We start from the raw sequence: 21,045 nt of genomic DNA on the forward strand, positions 1-21,045 counted from the left end.
CCATGCCCACACACCCCCAGGAACCCGACCGGGCCGCCTCGGATCCGGGCGTACGGGACCGGGAAGGCGCCGGACCCGCTCCTCGCGGGGATCTGCCCCAACCGGGGCCGCCCCGGCCCGAAGCGGCGAACGGCGAACCGGGGCCCGACGCCGCCGGCCCCCCGCCCGGCGAGGACGAGTACACGACCGCGATCAAGGAACTGGAGGACCGCTGGCGGCGTGCGCTCGCCGACCTCGACAACCTTCGCAAGCGTCACGCCAGGGAACTGGAGCGCGAACGGGCGGCCGAGCGGTCCCGCACGGCGGCCGCCTTCCTGCCCGTCCTCGACAACCTCGAACTCGCCCTGACCCACGCCGACGCCGATCCCGGCGCGGTCGTGGAGGGCATCCGGGCCGTACGCGACCAGGCGGTGAACGTCCTCGAACTGCTCGGCTACCCGCGGCATGCGGAGACCGGTGTCGCCTTCGATCCGGCCCGGCACGAGGTGGTCGGTGTCGTCCAGGACCCCGACGCCCCGCCGGGCACCGTCGTCGAGGTGCTGCGCCCCGGCTACGGGGACGGCGAACGGCAGCTCAGGCCCGCCGCCGTGACGGTCGCGAAGCGGGAGTGACCGGTCATGGCACGGGACTTCTACGAGGTGCTGGGCGTGTCGCGGAGCGCGAGCCAGGACGAGATCCAGCAGGCATATCGCAAACTCGCCCGCCGGTACCACCCGGACGTCAACAAGGACCCCGGGGCGGAGGAGCGGTTCAAGGACCTCAACGAGGCGTACAGCGTCCTGTCCGATCCCAAGACCCGGGGCCGCTACGACCGCTTCGGCGAGGACTTCCGCAAGATCCCCGAGGACTTCGACGAACGGGTCGCGGCCGGAGCGGGTGGCGGCTTCCGCGGCCGGGCGACCGCGGGCGGGGCCGGTCCCCGAGTCCGGTACGCCACGGGCTTCGGCGACGACTTCGGCGCGGAGGGCATCGACATCGAGGACCTGCTCGGCTCCATGTTCGGAGCCGGCGCCGCCCGAGGCGGCGTACCCGGAGCGGACCAGGAGGCCGAACTGCCGCTCACCGTCGAGGAGGCGTACCGAGGCGGCCGTCGTACCGTCACACTCGCCGGCCCCACCGGGCAGCCGCGGCGGTACGAGGTCGACGTGCCGCCGGGCGTCACCGACGGGCAGCGCATCCGGCTGGCGGGCGAAGGTGGCCAGGGCAGCGGTGACGCCGCCGCGGGCGACCTGTACCTGCGGGTACGCATCCAGCCCCACCCCCAGTTCCGACTGGACGGCCGTGACGTGCACGTCCAGGTCCCGGTCACCCCGTGGGAGGCGGCCCTGGGTGCGACCGTGCCGGTACCCACGCCCGGCGGCGGCACGGCCAAGGTCACGGTGCCCGCCGGCTCGTCCAGCGGCCGACGGCTGCGACTGCGCGGCGAGGGTATGCCGAACCCGCGAGGCGCGAACGGCGACCTGTACGCCGAACTCCGCATCATGGTGCCTCCCACCCTCGGCGACCGGGAGCGCGAACTGTTCGAGGAGCTCGCCGCCACTTCCTCGTTCGACCCCAGGAGGACGCGATGAACGACCGACCCCCGGGAGCGGGAGGCATCGGCCGCGCCGGCGCGGGCGCCCGTCCGGTACGAACGGGCGCCGACATCACCGCCACGACGGCCGTCCGGTACGCGCTCGTCCCCGTCCCCAGGCTCTCCCTGGCCGCCGTGGCCCGCCGCTCGGGACTCCACCCCGATCTGATCCGCCGGTTCGTCGCCCTCGGCCTGGTCGACGCCGGACGCGACTCCGCGGGGCAACCGGTGTTCGACCCCACGGCCCCGGCGATTCTCGCCCGTATCCAGCGGATGCGCACCGGACTCTGCCTCAACTACGCATCCATCGGCCTGGTGCTCGACCTGCTCGACCGCATCAGCCTGCTCGAAGCCGCCCTGCGCGGCCGCGGCACGAGGAGTGAAACACCCCCATGGACATGAACCGTCTCACCCAGAAGTCCCAGGAAGCCCTCCAGGAGGCCCAGAGCGTGGCCGTCGGCATGGGGCAGACCGAGGTCGACGGGGAACACCTGCTGCTCGCGCTTCTCGATCAGGAGGACGGTCTGATCCCACGGTTGCTGCAACAGACCGGCACCCAGCCGCAAGAACTGCGTGCGGCGGTACGCGGGGAACTCTCCCGCCGCCCGAAGGTCACCGGTCCCGGCGCGGCACCCGGCCAGGTCTTCGTCACCCAGCGCCTGTCCCGGCTGCTCGACGCCGCCGAGCGGGAGGCCAAACGCCTCAAGGACGAGTACGTGTCCGTGGAACACCTCCTGCTCGCCCTGACCGAGGAGGGCTCGGCGACCGCCGCCGGACGTCTGCTCAAGCAGCACGGCGTCACCCGGGATTCGTTCCTGAGCGCGCTCACCCAGGTCCGCGGCAACCAGCGCGTCACCTCCGCCAACCCCGAAGTGGCCTACGAGGCTCTGGAGAAGTACGGCCGCGACCTGGTCCTCGAGGCCCGGTCCGGGCGGCTGGACCCGGTCATCGGCCGTGATTCCGAGATCCGCCGCGTCACCCAGATCCTCAGCCGCAAGACCAAGAACAACCCCGTCCTGATCGGAGATCCCGGCGTCGGCAAGACCGCCATCGTCGAGGGCCTGGCCCAGCGCATCGTGCGCGGTGACGTCCCCGAGGGCCTGCGCGACAAGACGGTGTTCGCTCTCGACATGGGCTCCCTGGTGGCCGGCGCCAAGTACCGCGGCGAGTTCGAGGAACGCCTCAAGGCCGTGCTGTCCGAGGTGAAGGCCGCCCAAGGGCGCATCCTGCTCTTCATCGACGAACTGCACACCGTCGTCGGCGCGGGCGCCACGGAAGGGGCCATGGACGCGGGCAACATGCTCAAGCCGATGCTCGCCCGCGGCGAACTCCACCTGATCGGCGCCACCACCCTCGACGAGTACCGCAAGCACATCGAGAAGGACGCCGCTCTCGAACGCCGTTTCCAGCAGGTGCTGGTCGACGAGCCGAGCGTGGAGGACACCATCTCCATCCTGCGCGGACTGCGCGAACGACTGGAGGTCTTCCACGGCGTCAAGATCCAGGACACCGCACTGGTCTCCGCGGCCACCCTCAGCCACCGCTACATCACCGACCGGTTCCTGCCCGACAAGGCCATCGACCTCGTCGACGAGGCGTGCGCCCGGCTGCGTACCGAGATCGACTCGATGCCCGCCGAACTCGACGAGATCACCCGCCGCGTCACCCGCCTGGAGATCGAGGAGGCGGCCCTGTCCAAGGAGACCGACGCCGCCAGCAAGACGCGCCTGGAGGAACTGCGCAAGGAACTGGCCGACCTGCGGGGCGAGGCCGACGCCAAACGCGCCCAGTGGGAGGCCGAACGGCAAGCCATCCGCCGCGTCCAGGAGCTGCGCCAGGAACTGGAGCAGGTCCGCCACGAGGCGGAGGAGGCCGAACGCGCCTACGACCTCAACCGGGCCGCCGAACTCCGCTACGGCCGCCTCCAGGACCTGGAGCGCCGGCTCGCCGCGGAGGAGGAGCAACTGGCCGCGAAACAAGGGCAGAACCGGCTGCTGCGCGAGGTCGTCACCGAGGAGGAGATCGCCGAGATCGTCGCAGCCTGGACCGGCATCCCCGTCGCCCGTCTCCAGGAGGGCGAACGCGAGAAGCTGCTGCGCCTCGACGAGATCCTGCGCGAGCGGGTCATCGGCCAGGACGAGGCCGTCAAACTCGTCGCCGACGCCATCATCCGCGCCCGCTCCGGCATCCGAGACCCGCGCCGCCCCATCGGCTCGTTCATCTTCCTCGGCCCCACCGGCGTCGGGAAGACCGAGCTGGCCAAGACCCTCGCGGCGGCCCTGTTCGACTCCGAGGAGAACATGGTCCGCCTCGACATGAGCGAGTACCAGGAGCGGCACACCGTCAGCCGGCTCATGGGCGCCCCGCCCGGATACGTCGGCTACGAGGAAGGCGGCCAGCTCACCGAGGCCGTACGCCGCAGGCCGTACTCGGTCGTGCTGTTCGACGAGGTCGAGAAGGCGCACACCGATGTCTTCAACACCCTGCTGCAGGTCCTCGACGACGGCCGCATCACCGACTCCCAGGGCCGCACCGTCGACTTCCGCAACACCGTGATCATCATGACGTCGAACATCGGCTCCGAGCACCTCCTCGACGGCGCCACCGCCGAGGGCGAGATCAAGCCGGACGCCCGTGCCCTGGTGATGGGCGAGCTGCGCGGGCACTTCCGCCCGGAGTTCCTCAACCGCGTCGACGACATCGTGCTGTTCAGGCCGCTCGGCGAGCGGCAGATCGAGCGGATCGTGGAGCTGCAGTTCGACGAACTGCGCCGCCGGCTCGCCGAACGCCGCATCGCAGTGGAACTCACCGAAGCGGCGCGGGAGTTGATCGCCCACCAAGGCTACGACCCGGTGTACGGGGCCCGGCCGCTGCGCCGCTACATCTCCCACGAGGTCGAGACGATGGTCGGGCGTGCCCTGCTGCGCGGCGACGTCCAGGACGGCGCGACGGTCCGCGTCGACGCCGAACACGGCGAGCTGGTGGTCACCTACGACCAGCCCGAGGATATGAAGGGAGCGCGAGCGGCATGAGCACGATGCAGGCGACGACCGTCAGGTGCCCCAGCTGCGGGCGCACCAACCGGGTGCCCGCGGCAGCGGAGGGCCGTCCCAAGTGCGGCCACTGCAAGCAGCCCCTGCCGTGGATGGTGGACGCGGGCGACGACGACTTCGCCGAGGTCGCCGAGCGGGCCGACGTCCCCGTCGTGGTCGACCTGTGGGCCACCTGGTGCGGCCCCTGCCGCATGGTCAGCCCCGCACTGGAGAAGGTCGCCACCGATCTCGCCGGCCGCATCAAGCTCGTCAAGGTCGACATCGACAAGAACCCGCGGCTCTCGCAGCGTTTCGAGGTCCAGGCCGTACCCACCCTGCTGATCCTCGACCAGGGCGAGACGGTCGCCCGGCAGGCGGGGGCGGCGCCCGCCCCCGTTCTGCGTCAGTGGGTGGAACAGTCGATCACCGCCCGGAAGGAGTGATCAGGATGACCCTGCACGCAGACCCCCACCTCGCGCTCGTCCGGCCGGTCCGGCCGCTGACCCCGGAAGGGTGTCAGGAGTGCCTGATGCTCGGCTCCCCGTGGGTCCACCTGAGGCTCTGCCTGACCTGCGGGCACGTCGGCTGCTGCGACTCCTCGCCGAACAGGCACGCGCGCAAGCACGCGGCCGCCGACGCCCATCCGGTCGTGCAGTCGTTCGAGCCCGGCGAGGAATGGCGCTGGTGCTACGTCCACGAGGCGTTCGTCTGATGTCCGGCGACCAGCCGCCGCCGGGCGGAGAACCGGTGCCGGAGGAAGCGGACGAGGCCGTCCTCCAGGAGACCCCGGACACCTGCGGCGCGTATCCGCGCCTGACGGAGGAGCAGACAGCACGTCTGGCGGAGCACGGGCAACGCCGGAGCATGGCTCCCAACGACGTCCTGATCCAGGAGGGAGAGCGCTGCGAGACGTTCTTCGTCGTCCTCAGCGGTACCGTCGCCGTCCTCGAGGACTACGGCACTCCCGAGGAACACGTGCTGCGCGTGCACGGCCCCGGCCGCTTCATCGGCGAACTCGGGCTGCTGAACGGGCAGGTGGCCTTCTACACCGCTGTCGCCAGGGAGCCGGGCGAAGTCCTCGTCGTCTCCCTGGACCAGCTGCGCCACCTGGTGTCCCAGGACTCCACCATCGGGGACGTCGTGCTGCGCGCCTGCCTGGGACGTCGCGCGCTGCTCGTCGGAGAGGGCGCCGGCTTCCGCGTCATCGGCTCGCGCTACTCGCCCGACACCAGGAGGCTGCGCGAGTTCGCCATCCGCAACCGGCTGCCGCACCGCTGGATCGACCTGGAGACCGACGAGGAGGCCGAGGCCCTGCTGCGCCGCTTCGGTGTCGGCCCGGAGGAGACACCGCTCGTCATCTGGCGGGGCACCACCCTGTTGCGCAACCCCAGCAACGCGGAACTGGCCCGGCTCATCGGCCTGCCGTCGCTGCCCGCCGGAAACCGGCACGGCGACGTCCTCATCGTCGGCTCCGGACCCGCTGGCCTCGCCGCCGCGGTGTACGCCGCCTCCGAGGGCCTGAGCACCACCGTGGTGGAGGCGATGGCCGCCGGTGGCCAGGCCGGCACGTCGTCCCGCATCGAGAATCTGCTCGGCTTCCCCGCCGGCATCTCCGGCGCCGAACTCACCGAACGCGCCGTGCTCCAGGCCGGCAAGTTCGGCGCCGGGATCAGCATTCCGGTGGAGGCGACCGGTCTTCATCCCAAGGACGAGGACCACTACGTGGTGGCGTTCGCCGACGGCAGCGAGATCGCCGCCCGCGCCGTCGTCCTGGCCACGGGTGCCCGCTATCGCCGGCTCCAGGTGCCCGGCATCGAACGCCTGGAGGGAACGAGCGTCCACTACTCGGCGACCGTCTACGAGGCCCAGCAGTGCCGCACCGACCCGGTGGCCGTCATCGGCGGAGGCAACTCGGCGGGCCAGGCGGTGCTGTTCCTCGCCAGGTACGCGCCGAAGGTGTGCCTGCTGGTCCGAGGCCCCAGCCTTGAGGCCAACATGTCCCGCTACCTGGTCGACCAGGTCGAACGCCATCCGCGGGTGGAGGTCATGCTGCACACCGAGGTCACCGAGGTCATCGGCCAGGAGGTGCTGGAGGAGCTCGACGTGGTCGACAACCGCACGGGCGGGCACCGCCGACTCGCGGTAGGGGGCCTGTTCGTCTTCACCGGCGCCGACCCCCACACCGCGTGGCTCGCCGGCGTCATCGCCCTCGACTCCCGCGGCTTCGTCCTCACCGGCCCGGAGGCCCAGGAAGCCTGCGCCTACCCCGAGGTGTGGCACGACCGCGGGCGCCCGTGCATGACCCTGGAGACCAGCCTGCCCGGGGTCTTCGCGGTGGGGGACGTCCGCAGCGGCTCGGTGAAGCGGGTGGCCTCGGCGGCCGGTGAGGGCGCGATGGCCATCCACTTCGTGCACCGCCACCTGGGGCACTCGGCCGCACCCGGCACCACGGGCACGTCCGCTGCCGCGGGCGGCTCGGACGTCTCCCCACGCATACGTCACAAGGAGTCCGCATGGCTCGCATGACGCAGGGCAGGCCACCCCACACTCGGCTACGCCCGCGACACCTTCGACAGCCGGTCCACTCAGCCCGACGGCTGCACCATCCGCCAGGACGTCCACGTCCGCTTCCCGTGTGATCGTTGCAGGTCGGGGGAGTGGCCTGCTAGCCAGTGCTGATCACGTCTCCGCGTCAGACGGACTTGTCCGCCCGCTGCGGAGACCGCCGGTATCTCCTGGAAGCCAAGTGGCAAGCCGCAAAGATCCTGGCGGGTGGGCGCGCATCGACCGGTACGCGGTGCGCGGTGTACGTGGCCGGGGCGGCAGACAGGTCGTTCGGGGCGGGCGGCCGGAAGGATGCGGGTCGGACCGCCTGTACTCCACGGTGCACTCGGTTCTCTGACGTTGCTGAAGTCGGCCCTGAGCGGCGATAGCCCAGGTCCGCAGACCCCTCCACGACACGGCCCCAGGGCAGTCTCCTTCACCGCGCGGCGTCTTCGGGTCAGCCACCGCATCGAGAACCCGCGGGGCAGTCCACGAGTGTCACCATGCGGCCTCGTTTTGCACCCATGCCGGCTCACGCGCACCTCGGCTTCGTACGTGTAGCAATTGGCGAGGCGTCAGCGCACTGCGACCTCGCCGGCGTGAACGGCGCGCAGGGCGCGCTCGACGGTCTCCTGGCTCTCACCAACCGGGGCCACGTAGCCCAGGACATCGCGTACGGCGTCCTTTCCGAGCGTGCGGGTCATCACCCACGTGGCCAGGTACTGGGAGGCCAGACAGCCGCCCGCCGTGGCGATGTTGCCCTCGGCGTGGAACGGCGTGTCCAGCACCGTGACGTCGCATGCCTCCACAAAAGGCCGGCTCCTCACGTCCGTGCTCACCGGCATACCGTTCAGCAATCCGAGCCGAGCCAGGACCAGCGCTCCGGAGCACTGCGCGCCGATCAGCTGGCGCGGCGGGTCGAGCGACAGCCGGGAGATCAACCGGTCGTCGGCGACCACCTCGTGCGCCTTCACCCCGCTGCCGATCAGCACGACATCTGCTTCGGTCACGAACTCCATCGGGCGCTGTCCGGTCACCTCGACACCGTTCATCGACGTGACGGCCGGCGTCGGTGTCGTGATGAAGGCCTCCAGACCGTCCTTCCGGCACCGGTTGATCAACGCGGAGGCGATGAAGCTGTCGAGCTCGTTGAATCCGTCAAAGGTGACCACGGCTACCTGGTGCATGGCATCTCCTCGAAGCACGGCACGGGAGGCACAGCCTCTCAGGCGATCCGCACCCAGGTCGCAGGCCAATCGGCAGGCGGTGGCCCATGCCCGTCCGTGCCGCAGTTGTCGAGGTCTGCCACGCCATTGGACAGTGGAAGGCAGTCGTGCGGCAGACATCCGCAACGACCGCGAGGTCGATAGGGACCCGTCGCCGCGGAGAGGAACCGAGCGGCATGGCATCCACACTGAGCGTGAACGTGTTCACAGCCCCGGAGAAGGCGCTGGCAGCCGACCGGTCCAGGCCCTTCGGCCCGCCGCCGGCCTGGGATCCGATGACCTCCACCCTAATCTTCGGAGAGCACGACGCCGTCCTGGTCGACACCCTCACCACGGCCGCCGAGGCCGAGGCCCTGGCGGCCTGGGTACAGCTGCACCACCGCAACCTGACCACGATCTACATCACCCACGGTCACCTGGACCACTTCGCCAGCCTCAGCCGGCTGCTGCACCACTTCCCCGACGCCCGCGCCATCGCCACCGCGAAGACGGTCGCATACGCGCGTAAGCAGACCGAGCGGCTGCCGTTCTACCGCGAGCTGTGGCCCGGCCGGCTCCCGGCCACGATCACGCTGCCCGAACCCTGGACGCAGGAGACCTTCGCACTGGAGGGCCACGAGCTGCGGATCATCGAGCAGGGGCAGACCGACGCCGTCGATTCCACCTCCCTGCACGTGCCCGACCTGGACCTCGTCGTCAGCGGAGACGTTGTCTACAACCAGTGCCACATGTTCGTCGCCGCCACGACGCCCGACAGCCGCGCGAACTGGATTGCCGCGCTGGAGCGCCTCGCCGCCCTCGACCCGAAGACCGTGGTCGCCGGCCACAAGAAGCCGGGCGCCCCCGACACGCCCGACATCATCCCGCAGACCAGGCAGTACCTCACCGACTTCGGCCGCCTCCAGCAGGAGACCGGCAGCGACCAAGAGCTCTATGACGCCATGACCGACCTGTATCCCGACTGGGTCAGCCACCAGGCATGGCTGATGTTCGGCTTCTAGCAGGCCAAGAGCTTTTGGCAGGCCCAGAGTCAGCTCTCAGCGGGGAAGTCCGCGACGGCCTTGCCGAGGTCGCGTTCGAGCTCACCAGGACTCTGCAAGCCCTGCCCGGCGAGGTACTCCAGGCGCTCACGGCTTTCGGGCCGGGCGATCAGGCTCTGGAATGTCACGGCGTCGGAGCGGACCTGGGCGGCCGATGCCAGCGTGAGGTCGTTGACGGCACGCTTGGCCGCTCGCACCCCTTCCGGCGGGAAGCCGGCGATCCGTGCCGCCAGCCGTTCGACGAAGCCGTCCAGCTCGGCGTCGGGCAGGGCGCGGTTGATCCAGCCGTAGCGCTCGGCTGTGTCGGCATCGAAGTCGTCGGCACCGACGATCGCCTCGATGGCCCGGGTCCGGCCGAGCCGACGGGCCAGGTGCTGGACCCCACCCGCGCCGGGCAGCGCACCGGTGCCGGCCTCGAACTGCCCGAAGACCGCCCTCTCACGCGAGGCGAAGATCATGTCGCACGCCAGGGCGAGTTCATTGCCGCTACCGCGGGCACGCCCGCGGACCTTGGCAATGGTGATCACCGGAACCCGCGCCAGCTTGTACAGGAACATGCCCAGTGAAGCATCGCCGGGGCCACCCGCCTTCGCGGCCTCCGCGGTGTACTGCGGGACGGCCGTGAGATCCACATGCGCGGAGAAATAGTCCGGCGAAGCGCTGTCGATGACGACGACGCGCACGTCACCCGGGTCGGTGTACAGCATGTCGACCAGGGAGACCAGGTCACGGACCAGGTCGACACCGACAAGGTTGAGGACGCCCGCGTCGAGGGTGGCGGACAGGACACCGTCCTTCAGCCGGGTCCGGATCGACGGATGGTCGACGCTCATGATGGAGCTCCTGGACGTGAGGGTGAAAGCGGAAGCGGACTACTGAGCCTCTGCCCCAGGATGCGTCTCAGCTCACCGCGGGCGCATGCTGGGAGGCGGGGAGGAGTGCCCTGCCCGTGGAGGCCGCGCGGGTACTGCGAGGCGGAGCCGCCATGAAAACCGTGCCTCCCAAAGCGAAGGAGCGGGCATGCCCGGCCTGCATTTCCATGTGGATTCCTCGATGAGCCCGCCCGAGGTCATGGGGGTGCTCACGGACTTCAGCCCCTCACGGCTCGAAGAGTGGCCCTCGATCGACGCGGAACACTTCCAGGTACACGAACGCGGGGACACCTGGGCCGAAGTCACTGAAGGAACGCCAAGTCGTGGGAGCGAGCACGCTAGGACTGGGACCCCGCGCAGAACAAGGTCACCGTCACCACCCGTGACTCGACCCCGTTCGGACCCGGCGGTTGGGTGTTCCAGATGACCCCCCACGGCGACGGCACCCGTGTCGACGTCAAACTCCAGCGGCATCCCACCTCGTTCACCGCCAAGATGAAGTCCTCGATACTCCCCTTCGCCGGCCCGGTGTTCCGCAAGTCCTTCAGGGAGCCCCTGAAGGCCAAGTAGTCGGCCGCGGCCCTTCCTTGACCCTCCACCGCGCACCAGAAGGACCCTCCGCCTTGGACTCGTAGCCCCCGCTTCCCGTGCACTCAGCACGATTTGATGGAAGGGACCCACGAGTCAGTGGCGTCGTCTGCGCTGGGCGCGCCGACGTCTGTCCAGCGGACGACGCCGTCACGGTCACCATCCTTTCGGCGACCGAGTTCCAGCCGCGCCGGCCCGGGCGAGAACATCGGCATCACGCACGTCTGCCCCTATGGCAAGAGCTCCGGACGGTCCACGTGCGAAGGCGACAGGTGGCGGTGACGCAGGGCGTTCCGGTGTGGGCCGGCCGATCCTCAGGCCGGCGGGCGCTCTGCGGACGTGGTCATCGGCTCGGTGGGCAGGGGTTCAGGACGGGGATGCGGAGCACGGTGACCGGAAGGATGGGCATTCGTCTGGGTTTCTACCCGGTGCCTGGCGTCGTCCAGTGTCCAGTGGGTTCTGCCGCTGGGGACACTATCGATCGCGGTGAACCGTTCCGTGGCGTCCTCGATACGGGCCAGTACCTGGTGGACCATGAACGACTCTGTCTTCCGACGTTTGTCGGCTGGCCAGCGTGATGCCGTCCATCGGGCCTGTTCGACCGTGGTCACTGGCAGGCCGATGTCCCTGGCCATCCGGATCAGGGACTGTTTCACCGCCCACGCGGGGGACTGGACCGGGGTGCTGCCCGGACCCATCGGCTCGATCTCCAGAGCCCGGTCCCCGATCGTGAACTGGGCTGGTGGTGGTCGGCCGGCCGCACTGCGCAGCTCGGCAACGATCTGCTCGTAGCGGGGCTGGCTGACGGCTCCGACATTCCCCAACTCCTCGGACATGGTCCCCCTGGGACGAGGCACTCCCGCCGCGGATGGAGCGAGCTTTGCATCCATAACCGAGAGTCACATCAGAACCCTTGGATTGCAAGGGGCGACTGCAATTGCCCAGCACTTGTGCGGAGTTGGCATCTCGATGCATTCGACGACGCTCCCTGTGATCAGTCCGTGCACGGTCCCTTCTGCCGTCTCCAGCACCACCTGCCGATGCAGGCAGAGACCGAGATCGCTTCAGAACAGCGGGCAGGGCCGGCGCCGGGGTCCCGGCCGCCGGCTATGCGGCCGGAGTCAGGGCGGGATTGGCGGTGATGCGTTTGCCGACTGGTGTCTGTTCCACGGTCAGGCTGCGGGCGAGGGCGGCGACGATCTTCAGCCCGTGCTGGCCGATGCGAGGGCACGGAGGGGCAACGTGAACACGCGGAGACCGTGAGTCAGAGGTCCCTCCTGCCTGTGTGGAGGGGGCGTGGACCCATCAGGGCACGCCGGAGTCCAGGTCCCAGCAAACTGCCTGGCGCTCAGCCCGCGATCGCGTGACCGCATCGCCCGGGGCCCCACCCCAACCCGGTGCCGGATGTGTGTGTCCGTCCGGTAGGCCAACGGCAATGCTTGGCCAAGCGGAGGTCACGGGATGGCGCCTTTTTCGCAGACCAGGCGGGCGACCTCGCGAAGCTTGATATTGGTCTCCTGCGAGTAGCGGCGCAGCACGTCGAAGGCTTGGTCTTCGGTGAGGTTGTGGCGGCCCATGAGGATGCCCATGGCCTCACCGATGACGTGCCGGGTGGCTACGGCGTGCTCCATCTGGGCGTGGGTACGGGCGCTTGAGAAGGCGATAGCGGCGTGGGAGGCAAGCAGCAAGCCGGCCTGTTCACTGTCCGTGGTGAATGAGCCGGTTTTTCGGGAGTAGAAGTTCAGTGCCCCGAACTCCTCGTCGTCGGTGAACAGCAGGAATCCCATCATGCTTCCCACGCCCAGCTCGAAGGCCTGTGGAGCAAAGAGCGGCCAGCGTTGCTTCTCTTCGGTGAGGTCGGCGATGCGGAAGACCCGTTCTCCCTGCGCACTGTGTGCTGTGTCGAAGCACGGCCCCTGCCCTAGCTCCGCCTGTAGCCGATCGCTGTCGATGACCAGGCGGTCAGTGGGGGCGACGGTTTCCACCTGGTGGTCGTGCAGCACGAGGATGCCCGCAGCGTCGCAGCCCGAGACCAGCTCCGTAGCCGAGGCGGTGATCCGGTGCAGGGTGGCATCGAGCGAATCCTGAGCCAGTAGGTCCCGCGCCATCGCCGCTAGTTTCTGCCCGAACTGTCCCCAGTCCACTTCGTCCTCCGCTTCGCACCTGGTCAGGCCAACCTGGTACCCGCGTTCGACACGCTCACAGCAGGACGGACGCCAAGCGTGGGGGCAGCACTGGCACAAGGGGACCCGCGCGACTTCCGTCCCGCTTGGACTGGAGCGTTTGTTCGAGGGGCTGACCTGCTTCTCGCTCCATGCAAGCACCCCGAGCCATCTCTCGCAGGGCGGCATTCCTATGGTTCGCCTTTGGATCCGCCTTGGGGTCGAAGGCTGACAAGATCTAACTGGAGTCGGTGGCTGGTGCGGTGTGACTGAGCGGGGGAGTCAGCTTGCTGGATCTTGGGATCCCTCGCTTTCGGGTGGCAGGTTGCCTCTTATGGCACGCCGTAGGCACCGTCGGCCAGGCAGGCAGACTGCGTCCATGCAGCTCCCCGTACAAGCCGTTGCAGCCACCGCGCTGGTCGAAGTTGTCGGGATCTCCGCCCTCCCGACCAAGCGGGGCGCCCCATTCCCTGGCGAGGTGGTCGCCCACTAGGCCGGGAGTGAGGCTACCGACGCCGTGACTTTGATCTCGGCCCTGCCCGGCAGCGAACAGCACCGCTGCGGTTTCTCGCCAGGCTGGAGCATCCGGGCATACGAGGACACCCTCGACCTGGCGTTGTTCGAGGCGGCATTCTGCTTCAGTTGCCATGAGGTCCGGATGCAGGGAACGGCTGTGCCACCCACGCTGGCCACGCAGTTCTTCGACGCGGCCGCCCCATCGACCCGGACCCTCCTGGCCCTCTTGGCGAGGCGGCCCTGTAGTCAGCAGGCTTCCGGTCGGTGCTCAGGTTGGTGAGACGGGTCGACCTGAGCGCTCAGCCACCTGCTCACCCTGCCAGGGACCTTCACCTGCGGGCGACTTGACGAAGGGGAGCGCTCGGGGGAGGGAAATGGTGCCGTGGTGCCAGCGGCCGGTGCCGCTATCTCTCACGTCGTTCAGGTGGGAGGGGCCATGTCCTCGTTTCGTCGGTGAACTTACAACGACGGAGGAAGAAGCGGATGAGTGAGGGGGCGTTTCCGTGTCGGCCCGAGGCCGGGCTGTCATCTCGCGTTGAGCATGACAGTGGCGATAATGCGTTTGCCGGGCGGCGTCGCCTCGATGCTGACGCTTTGGGCGAGAGCGGTGACGATCTCCAGTCCGTGCTGTCCGATCCGCCCGGGGTCGTGGGCTTTCACTGCGGGCGGCAGAGGGTTGCTGTCCCACAGTTCTATGCGTAGCGCGTTGCCGGTGACTTGCATCTGCAGGAGGGCCGGGCCAGGCGCGTACTTGCGGGCGTTGGTGACCAGTTCGCTCACGATCAGCTGGACGATCTCCACTGCCGAGGTCGCCACCGGGATGCTGTGCGTGTCGCGCACCGTGGAGAGGAATGACGCGGCGAGATGGCGGGCCTGCGCAATACGGGAGCCGTTCACATCCACGGACAGGGAGGCTTCCATCGACAACGCCACCTCCGCGCGTCCGTCGCCGGTGTCCTCGGATGAACGATCCATCTCCGCCCGCTTCCTGCGTTTTCGTCAGATACCCCGCCCGGCGCCACCTACGCACTGTCTGGGACGTTACCTGTGGCACAGCCACAGAGACGCCTGGTCCGTAGGATGCGGTTCTTGACAGGCCTTTACTTCGAAGGCGATGACTAGGTGCAACGAGACTTGGTGAAGGGTACGTGGCAGACAATCACCATCCAGCAGGGCAGCCTACGCGCCTGTCGATCACGCCGGTCACCATTGACGGGATCCATGTCCTGGTCGTGGCCGGCGAACTCGATGCCGACAACACCGGCACGCTGCGACAGGCGCTGAGCGCTGAGGGGGACGGCGCGTCGGCGCTGACGGTACTGGACCTGGGTGCGGTCACCTTCATGGACTCCAGTGCCATCAACGTCCTGATCGCAGCGAACCGTGACGCCATGGCGGCGGGTGGTCAGCTCCGGATGGCAGCCCTGAGTGAACCAGTCCAGCGGATCGTCGCAATCGTCGGCCTCGATACGATCCTCGCCTGCTATCCCACCGTCGCCCAGGCTCTCAAGATCTGATCGGGGGCTTCGACTTCGGCCACCAGCGGTCGATCAGGCGGGAGACTCTCTCCCGCCTGGGAACCCTCGAGTTCGTCGCCAGGAGGAGAACATGATCTTCCTGGGTTCCGCCCGGGACCGGGAAGACCCATCTGGCCACCGGCCTGGGGATCCGGGCCTGCCAGCCCGGCCACCGGGTCGCGTTCGTCACCGCCGCCCAGGGGGTCACCCGTCTCGCCGAGGCCCACCAGGCCGGGTTCACCGGTGCTCATCGAGCCGAATACGGGCTCCGGGCAGACCGCGGGGGCCGGTCTCACACAGAGTCATCAGTCGCATGTGCGGGGATCCCTCAATACCCGATGCGTTCGGGACGGGATGCAGCCGGGCAATGCCGCCCCCGACACAACGCGGCAGCCCAATCCCGAGGCGCCCCGAGGACTACTGGGCTGACGAGTGAGAGCCTGCGAACCGGCGTGATGACGGGGTCCCCCACTGCCAACGCATGTGCAGGGAAGGCACCGCGTCATGCCTGTGGGCAGCGACGATCGCTGCCCATAGGCACGCGCTGCGGCAGCTTGGACGCGAGAGGGCCACCCTTGGACCCTCCTTCTGCGTGCGCTGGCCGATTCGGCAGAGCGGACGCGGCACGGCTACTGGTCGGCGCTGGGTACGGCCAGCGGGTCATCCGGGGACTTCTGCTTCGCCGTCTCCATCTGTTCGCCGAGTTCGGTGAGGCGGTTGCGGCCCATGGCCTTGCGGACTTCGGGGAACCACTCCTTCTCCTCTTCCTCGACGTGGTGGCGCACGTTTTCGATGAGGACGGTCATCTTGGCGTCGAACCGTTCGTCGGCCGGATCGATGTCCTTGAGCTCGGAGAGCATCCACAGCACGACGTGATGCTCCTCGACGCTTTCCAGGACGTGGTCCTTGGTGTCCGGCGCGGCTTCCCGGGCAGCCGGGTAGAAGATCTTCTCCTCGATCCAGGTGTGGGCGGTGAGCTCCTCGATCACCCGGTCGGCGATCTTCCGCTTCTCGGCGTGGGCATTGTCTCCGGCCTTCTCGAACTGCTTGAACAGCTTCTCGACCGTTTTATGGTCTTCCTTGAGCAGCACGATCCCGTCCATCTTGATCTCCCTCACGTCTGTCATCGGGCGGAGCGGGCCCTCCGCCCTGACGCCGTGTACCCGATACACGCTTGGAGAGTCCGTTGGCCGCAGGGTTGTGGCCCTGACAGGCGACCCTCCTAGCCCGAACGCGCGAACGTGCGCTGCCCTCAGACGTCGGTGGAAGCCGCCCCGTGGTGGGCGGCACATCTGTCCCGTCGGTGGTGTCTCATGCGGATTGCCTTGATGGCGCGGGGCCTGGGCCTTTGGCCGGCGTTCTGGCTTGTCCCGCGGATGTGGTGAGTCCGCTGTGTTCCGAGGTGTCCCCGAGCTGTGCTGCGGTCCGAGCGTGGGAGGCGAGGCACTGGTAGGCCAGGTCCGCTGTCGAGGTGGATCGCACGGGCAGCAACTGGCTGCCGTCGAGCGTGTCCCGCAGGGCGGCGTGAGTGTGGCCGTAGGCGGCCTTGTGCTGGGGAGTCGCTCTTGGAGGCAGCCAGGAAATCAGAAGGATCTTGTTCTGGCGCGTGCCGTCCTCGGTTGCGAAGGGCAGGTCGTAGATGACGATTCGGGGTTCGTTCGCGGGTAGTGCGAGCAGGAGTTCGTCGTGTGTCAGATTTCCTTCGTGTTCGACGACACAGCTGTTCAGGAGATCGTTGAGCCGGTAGATCACGGTGTTGATGTCCCGCTTCGACTTCAGCTCCCAGAACGCGCCGATGCACCTGTCGTCCACGGCTATGTCTGTGCTCATGTGCTCTCCAGTGCCCATGTCTCGGATGCGGGTCGGAAGATCGGTTACGGCAGGGGTGTGCCCCCGGTGGCATTGACGATTTCCGCAGTGATGAAGCTGGCTCGTGGAGAGGCGAGGAAGACGTAGGCGGGTGCCATCTCCGCGGGCTGAGCCGGCCGGCCGAGGGGAGCCTGCTTGCCGAACTCTGTGGTGTCCGGCATCGTCGCGGGGATCAGCGGCGTCCACACCGGGCCGGGCGCCACCGCGTTGACGCGTATGCCGTCGCCCGCCACCATCTGTGCCAGGCCCTGGGTGAAGGTCACGATCGCGCCCTTGGTGGTGGCGTAGTCCAGCAGGTGCGGGCTCGGCTTGTAGGCCTGTACGGACGTGGTGTTGATGATCGAGCCGCCCGCCGGTATGTGGGGGAGGGCCATTTTGCAGAGCCAGAACATGCCATACAGGTTCGTGCGCACGACCCGGTCGAACTGCTCGGTCGAGATCGCGGCGATGCCGTCCGGCTGAGACATCTGGTAAGCGGCGTTGTTGACGAGAATATCGATGCGCCCGAACTCTTCGACCATTCGTTCCACCAGACGACGGCACTGATCCTCATCGCGTATGTCGCACTCGACAGCGACCGCCCTGCGTCCTGCCCCTTCGACGAGCTTGCTGGTTTCGGCTGCCTCTTCCGTCTCCTGGGAAAGGTGGGTGAACATGACGTCTGCGCCCTCGCGGGCATAGGCCAGCGCCACGGCACGGCCAATGCCGGAGTCGCCACCCGTGATCAAGGCCTTCCGGTCCGTGAGTAGTCCGCAGCCCTCGTAGGAGTCTTCACCGTGGTCGGGCGGGGGATCCATGGGGCCCGTCCATCCAGGATGCTCCTGGTCCTGCTGCGGAAGGTCGGGGCGGGGATGCTTGTCTACAGGATTGTCAGGCATGGATCGCCTCCGGAGGCTGTCGGGGTGAAGAGATCGGCCACCTCTTGGCCGCAGTCGGCGACACGTTGCCGTCTGTGGGGCGGCCAGAGGGCTGAGCCTGTTCGGATAGTGCTGTCGATCGAAATAACGAGTACCCCTGGCACTCGCGTCATGCGCAGCGTGCGGTTTCGGGCCTCAATGCGTCATTGCGACCGTCCTAAGCCATCGCCCGGGAGTGGCCTGTTCCGTCCTGGATGGTCGGCCAGCCCGTCGCAAGGGCCTGATCCCGCACGCCGCGTCCTTGTACCAGCGCCCGACCCTCGCCACAGCTGGTGAGGTGGTGGCAACCGGGGCATGTGTCGTCACTCGCGAGCGGAGCCGTCCTGAAGACTCGCTGCCTCTGGCCTCCTTACAGCTTCAATCCGACTGACAAAGGAGAGACCGACCTCGTGGACGTCTGGGTGGCGTGTGTGACGTGGAGCGAGCGAATCCTCCGGGCAGTCGACCGCATCCCCGGGGAGCGCAGCGACCGCCTCGAGCGGTACCGGACCTGGTCGATGGGCCCCGCCACAGCCGAGACACTGCTCAAAACGCTGCTCACCTTGAGCATCCACGCCCTCGTCCTGGACGCGTGTCGCGCAGGGAGAAGCCGACACCGGGGTTCTGGTGCAACGGTTTCGGCTTGCGGACATCGAAGCCGCCGTGACCGCACGGCCCCCGCACGAGCTGCTCGCCGGCTTGCCGCGCCTGGGCGATGAGGACCAGCTCCACGTGGATGCTCTCAGGGTGCTCGTCTACGACGACGCATCTGCCCTGCATCTGGCCCGCTTGAGCCAGATGGTCCGCATCTCCCTGATGAACGTCGCCGCTGCGCTGCCTTCCAGCGATCCGATCTGCGCCGACATCGGCTGAGGCGAGGGCTGTCCTGGATGGGGGCGGGGGCGTTGCCGGTTGTTGATCCATCCGTTGAGCACGTGCGACTGTCCCTTCCCGCTCGTCGGCTTTTGCGACTCCGGACCGAGCTATGGGCCGGGCCCTCGTGCTTGCCAGGACTGGGGCGGTTCACCACGGTGTGCAGCCGGCCGGGATGACGTCTGGCGGTGCCGACTCCTGGTGGATCACATCGGCCGACAGCACGCGGGCAGTGAACTGCTGACGATGTGACGTGACCCAGAACCCGATGTTCGCCGGCACGTCCAGAGAGACGCCTGTGCCCGGGTCCCACCGGGTGACAGCGGTGGTTGAGGTGCCGGGGCCGCGGTGGTCGACGCGCGCCAGGCCCTTCAACCGGCGATCGCTGGGCCTTCGGTGCTTGAAGCGGGCGTAATCGGAGACACGGAAGGCAGCGGGTGCCGCTGCCGCAGTCCGTTCCCTGGGCAGGCAGCGTCTTCAGTACGTACAGCCGTACGGCTGGGCGGCGCCGCTCCACCATGGAGGTTTCGCGTGTCTGTTTCTGCTTCGTCCGATCCGCTCGCTGAGCTGTCCGCCGCGGGGGTGTCGGTGTGGCTGGACGACCTGTCCCGCGAGCTTCTGGCCGGCGGGGAGCTGAAGGAGCTGATCGCCGACAAGCACGTGGTCGGGGTCACCACGAACCCCACGATCTTTGCCTCGGCGCTGTCCAGGGGCGACCGCTATAACGACCAGCTGGCGCGCCTTGGTGCTCAGGGGGCGCAGGTCGATGACGCGGTCTTCGCGCTGACCACCGACGACGTGCGCGAGGGCTGCCGGGCGTTCCGGGAGGTCTACCGGAGCAGCGGCGGGGTGGACGGGCGGGTCTCGATCGAGGTCGACCCGCGGCTGGCCCGGGATGCCGAGGCCACGGTCACGCAGGCTGTGAGGCTGTGGGAGACGGTGGGTGAGCCGAACCTGTTCGTGAAGATTCCGGCGACCCGTGAGGGGCTGGCCGCGATCACCGCTGCCATCGCCCGGGGCATCAGCGTCAACGTCACGCTGATCTTCTCCCTGGACCGGTATCGAAAGGTGATGGACGCCTACCAGGCCGGTCTGGAGCAGGCCCTGGAGGCGGGGCTCGACCTGTCGGGTATCCACTCGGTCGCCTCCTTCTTCGTCTCGCGCGTCGACACCGAGGTCGACCGCCGCCTCGACGCCCTGGACAGCCCGCAGGCCCACGAGCTCAAGGGCAAGTCCGCAGTCGCTAACGCCAGGCTGGCGTACCAGGCGTACGAGCAGGTGGTGGCCGAGGCACGCTGGCAGCGCCTGGCTGCGGCCGGGGCCAACGTCCAGCGACCGCTGTGGGCGTCCACCGGGGTGAAGAATCCGCACTACCCGGACACGATGTACGTCAGTGACCTGGTCATCGCGGGTACGGTCAACACCATGCCCGGCACCACGCTGACCGCGTTTGCCGACCACGGCACCGTGCCCGGCCACGCGCTGACCGGCGAGGACTACGCCGCCGCCGCAGCCCACCTGGCGTCGCTGCAAGATGCCGGTGTCGACTTCGCGGACGTGACCGCCACCCTGGAACGTGAGGGGCTGGAGAAGTTCGAGGCCAGCTGGGCGGAGCTCGGGGACTCGGTGGACAACGCGATGCGCTCCGGCGCCAGGTCGGGGGCCGGGTCCGCGGACGGTGGTTCGAACAGCGCCGGCCTCCTGGCGATCTACCTCAACGACCACTACACCGGGGCGACCGGTGGCCTGGAGCTCTTCCAGCGCGCCGCCGGGGCGAGGAAGGGCGAGGGCGAGGAAGCAGTCCTGACGGACCTGGCCCGGCAGGTGGAGGAGGACCGCGACGCGCTGGCGCAGATCATGGCTGACCTGGGAGTGTCCGTTGACCGCACCAAGGCCGTCCTGGGCTGGGTCGCGGAGAAGGCCGGCCGCCTGAAGACCAACGGCCACCTCTTCTCCCGCTCCCCGCTCAGCGACGTCCTGGAAGCAGAGGCGATGTTCCTGGGTGTCCAGGGCAAGGCAGCGTGCTGGCGGAGCCTGCGCGCACTGTCCGAGACCGACCGGCGCCTGGACGCAGCGCATCTGGACATCCTGCTGCAACGCGCTGAGCGCCAGAGCACGGCCCTGGAGGAGCTGAGGGTCGCGGCCGCCACCCGCGCGCTCGATCCGCAGACCGCGCCCGCCAGTTGATCGCTCCCGTGAGCGATTGCTCGCCCGCTCCATGGCAGGTGAGCAATCGTCGCGGCCCACGGGATGAGGCACCCCACGCGGAAGGCAGCAGAGCGGACTCCCTGTACGGGCGTTCTGCTGCCGTCCGCCCACCGGCTTGATGAAGGAGCA

At 68.6% G+C, this 21,045-nt stretch carries 20 protein-coding genes and 1 pseudogene; 13 read left to right on the forward strand and 8 right to left on the reverse strand.

The features are described from left to right. Positions 1–2: 2 nt before the first annotated feature. The 7 genes from ACFWI4_RS06900 to ACFWI4_RS06930 are packed head-to-tail and all read left to right on the forward strand — an operon-like array spanning position 3 to position 7,131. Positions 3–611 (forward strand): nucleotide exchange factor GrpE, encoded by a 609-nt coding sequence (locus tag ACFWI4_RS06900; protein ID WP_387191752.1) that lies wholly within the window; start codon positions 3–5, stop codon positions 609–611. A 6-nt stretch (positions 612–617) separates the two neighbouring features. Beyond that, positions 618–1,571: a DnaJ C-terminal domain-containing protein gene (locus ACFWI4_RS06905; RefSeq protein ID WP_387191754.1), complete on the forward strand. Its 954-nt coding sequence runs from the start codon at positions 618–620 to the stop codon at positions 1,569–1,571. Then, the gene (locus ACFWI4_RS06910; RefSeq protein WP_387191756.1) at positions 1,568–1,975 is read left to right on the forward strand and encodes a chaperone modulator CbpM; all 408 of its coding nucleotides are present in this window, start codon (positions 1,568–1,570) and stop codon (positions 1,973–1,975) included. Before ACFWI4_RS06905 ends, ACFWI4_RS06910 begins: the two co-directional genes overlap by 4 nt. Then, positions 1,966–4,605 carry an ATP-dependent chaperone ClpB gene (clpB, locus tag ACFWI4_RS06915; RefSeq protein WP_387191758.1) on the forward strand — a complete coding sequence of 880 codons (2,640 nt, stop codon included), beginning with the start codon at positions 1,966–1,968 and terminating at the stop codon, positions 4,603–4,605. The genes ACFWI4_RS06910 and clpB overlap by 10 nt, the downstream gene beginning before the upstream one ends. Then, the gene (gene trxA / locus ACFWI4_RS06920; RefSeq protein ID WP_387191760.1) at positions 4,602–5,048 is read left to right on the forward strand and encodes a thioredoxin; all 447 of its coding nucleotides are present in this window, start codon (positions 4,602–4,604) and stop codon (positions 5,046–5,048) included. The genes clpB and trxA overlap by 4 nt, the downstream gene beginning before the upstream one ends. A gap of 5 nt (positions 5,049–5,053) precedes the next feature. Further along, positions 5,054–5,317 (forward strand): UBP-type zinc finger domain-containing protein, encoded by a 264-nt coding sequence (locus tag ACFWI4_RS06925; protein ID WP_387191762.1) that lies wholly within the window; start codon positions 5,054–5,056, stop codon positions 5,315–5,317. Further along, positions 5,317–7,131, forward strand: a complete 1,815-nt coding sequence (locus tag ACFWI4_RS06930) for an FAD-dependent oxidoreductase (protein ID WP_387191764.1) — start codon at positions 5,317–5,319, stop codon at positions 7,129–7,131. The genes ACFWI4_RS06925 and ACFWI4_RS06930 overlap by 1 nt, the downstream gene beginning before the upstream one ends. 593 nt (positions 7,132–7,724) lie before the next feature. On the opposite strand, the gene ACFWI4_RS06935 is transcribed toward ACFWI4_RS06930, so the two are convergent. Beyond that, a complete protein-coding gene (locus ACFWI4_RS06935; RefSeq protein ID WP_387191766.1) occupies positions 7,725–8,336 on the reverse strand; it encodes a DJ-1/PfpI family protein in 612 nt (203 codons plus the stop codon). A gap of 215 nt (positions 8,337–8,551) precedes the next feature. On the opposite strand from ACFWI4_RS06935, the gene ACFWI4_RS06940 reads away from it, so the two are divergent. Next, the gene (locus tag ACFWI4_RS06940; protein ID WP_387191768.1) at positions 8,552–9,376 is read left to right on the forward strand and encodes an MBL fold metallo-hydrolase; all 825 of its coding nucleotides are present in this window, start codon (positions 8,552–8,554) and stop codon (positions 9,374–9,376) included. 29 nt (positions 9,377–9,405) lie between these two features. Here ACFWI4_RS06940 and ACFWI4_RS06945 read toward each other — a convergent pair whose 3' ends face one another. After that, entirely contained in the window at positions 9,406–10,248 is an 843-nt protein-coding gene (locus ACFWI4_RS06945; RefSeq protein WP_387191770.1) for an enoyl-CoA hydratase/isomerase family protein, read from the reverse strand. A 462-nt stretch (positions 10,249–10,710) separates the two neighbouring features. Here ACFWI4_RS06945 and ACFWI4_RS06950 point away from each other — a divergent pair, with 462 nt between their 5' ends. Then, positions 10,711–10,857, forward strand: coding sequence for a hypothetical protein (locus ACFWI4_RS06950; RefSeq protein ID WP_387191772.1), 147 nt, complete (start codon positions 10,711–10,713; stop codon positions 10,855–10,857). A 332-nt stretch (positions 10,858–11,189) separates the two neighbouring features. On the opposite strand, the gene ACFWI4_RS06955 is transcribed toward ACFWI4_RS06950, so the two are convergent. The 3 genes from ACFWI4_RS06955 to ACFWI4_RS06965 all read right to left on the reverse strand — a co-directional run bounded on the left by ACFWI4_RS06955 (position 11,190) and on the right by ACFWI4_RS06965 (position 14,528). Next, positions 11,190–11,711, reverse strand: coding sequence for a DUF6192 family protein (locus tag ACFWI4_RS06955; protein WP_387191774.1), 522 nt, complete (start codon positions 11,709–11,711; stop codon positions 11,190–11,192). A gap of 618 nt (positions 11,712–12,329) precedes the next feature. After that, positions 12,330–13,019, reverse strand: coding sequence for a GAF and ANTAR domain-containing protein (locus ACFWI4_RS06960; protein ID WP_387191776.1), 690 nt, complete (start codon positions 13,017–13,019; stop codon positions 12,330–12,332). Positions 13,020–14,078: 1,059 nt separating this feature from the next. Next, a complete protein-coding gene (locus tag ACFWI4_RS06965) occupies positions 14,079–14,528 on the reverse strand; it encodes an ATP-binding protein (RefSeq protein WP_387191778.1) in 450 nt (149 codons plus the stop codon). Between the two features lie 173 nt (positions 14,529–14,701). On the opposite strand from ACFWI4_RS06965, the gene ACFWI4_RS06970 reads away from it, so the two are divergent. Both ACFWI4_RS06970 and ACFWI4_RS06975 read left to right on the forward strand, forming a co-directional pair. Beyond that, positions 14,702–15,070 (forward strand): STAS domain-containing protein, encoded by a 369-nt coding sequence (locus ACFWI4_RS06970; protein WP_387191780.1) that lies wholly within the window; start codon positions 14,702–14,704, stop codon positions 15,068–15,070. A 119-nt stretch (positions 15,071–15,189) separates the two neighbouring features. Beyond that, positions 15,190–15,300: pseudogene (locus tag ACFWI4_RS06975) on the forward strand (ATP-binding protein); the annotation flags it as partial. 399 nt (positions 15,301–15,699) lie between these two features. Here ACFWI4_RS06975 and ACFWI4_RS06980 read toward each other — a convergent pair. The 3 genes from ACFWI4_RS06980 to ACFWI4_RS06990 all read right to left on the reverse strand — a co-directional run bounded on the left by ACFWI4_RS06980 (position 15,700) and on the right by ACFWI4_RS06990 (position 17,817). Further along, positions 15,700–16,173, reverse strand: coding sequence for a hemerythrin domain-containing protein (locus ACFWI4_RS06980; protein ID WP_387191910.1), 474 nt, complete (start codon positions 16,171–16,173; stop codon positions 15,700–15,702). Positions 16,174–16,381: 208 nt separating this feature from the next. Further along, positions 16,382–16,900: a hypothetical protein gene (locus tag ACFWI4_RS06985; RefSeq protein WP_387191782.1), complete on the reverse strand. Its 519-nt coding sequence runs from the start codon at positions 16,898–16,900 to the stop codon at positions 16,382–16,384. Between the two features lie 44 nt (positions 16,901–16,944). Then, positions 16,945–17,817: an SDR family oxidoreductase gene (locus ACFWI4_RS06990; RefSeq protein ID WP_387191784.1), complete on the reverse strand. Its 873-nt coding sequence runs from the start codon at positions 17,815–17,817 to the stop codon at positions 16,945–16,947. Positions 17,818–18,498: 681 nt separating this feature from the next. Between ACFWI4_RS06990 and ACFWI4_RS06995 the strand changes: the two genes are divergently transcribed. Together ACFWI4_RS06995 and tal are read left to right on the forward strand one after the other, a co-directional pair. After that, positions 18,499–18,708 carry a hypothetical protein gene (locus ACFWI4_RS06995; RefSeq protein WP_387191786.1) on the forward strand — a complete coding sequence of 70 codons (210 nt, stop codon included), beginning with the start codon at positions 18,499–18,501 and terminating at the stop codon, positions 18,706–18,708. A 531-nt stretch (positions 18,709–19,239) separates the two neighbouring features. Then, a complete protein-coding gene (gene tal, locus ACFWI4_RS07000) occupies positions 19,240–20,895 on the forward strand; it encodes a transaldolase (protein WP_387191787.1) in 1,656 nt (551 codons plus the stop codon). The last annotated feature ends 150 nt before the right edge of the window (positions 20,896–21,045 follow it).

The organism is Streptomyces sp. NPDC127038 (assembly GCF_042725875.1).
In the GTDB taxonomy this organism is placed as follows: Bacteria; Actinomycetota; Actinomycetes; order Streptomycetales; family Streptomycetaceae; genus Streptomyces.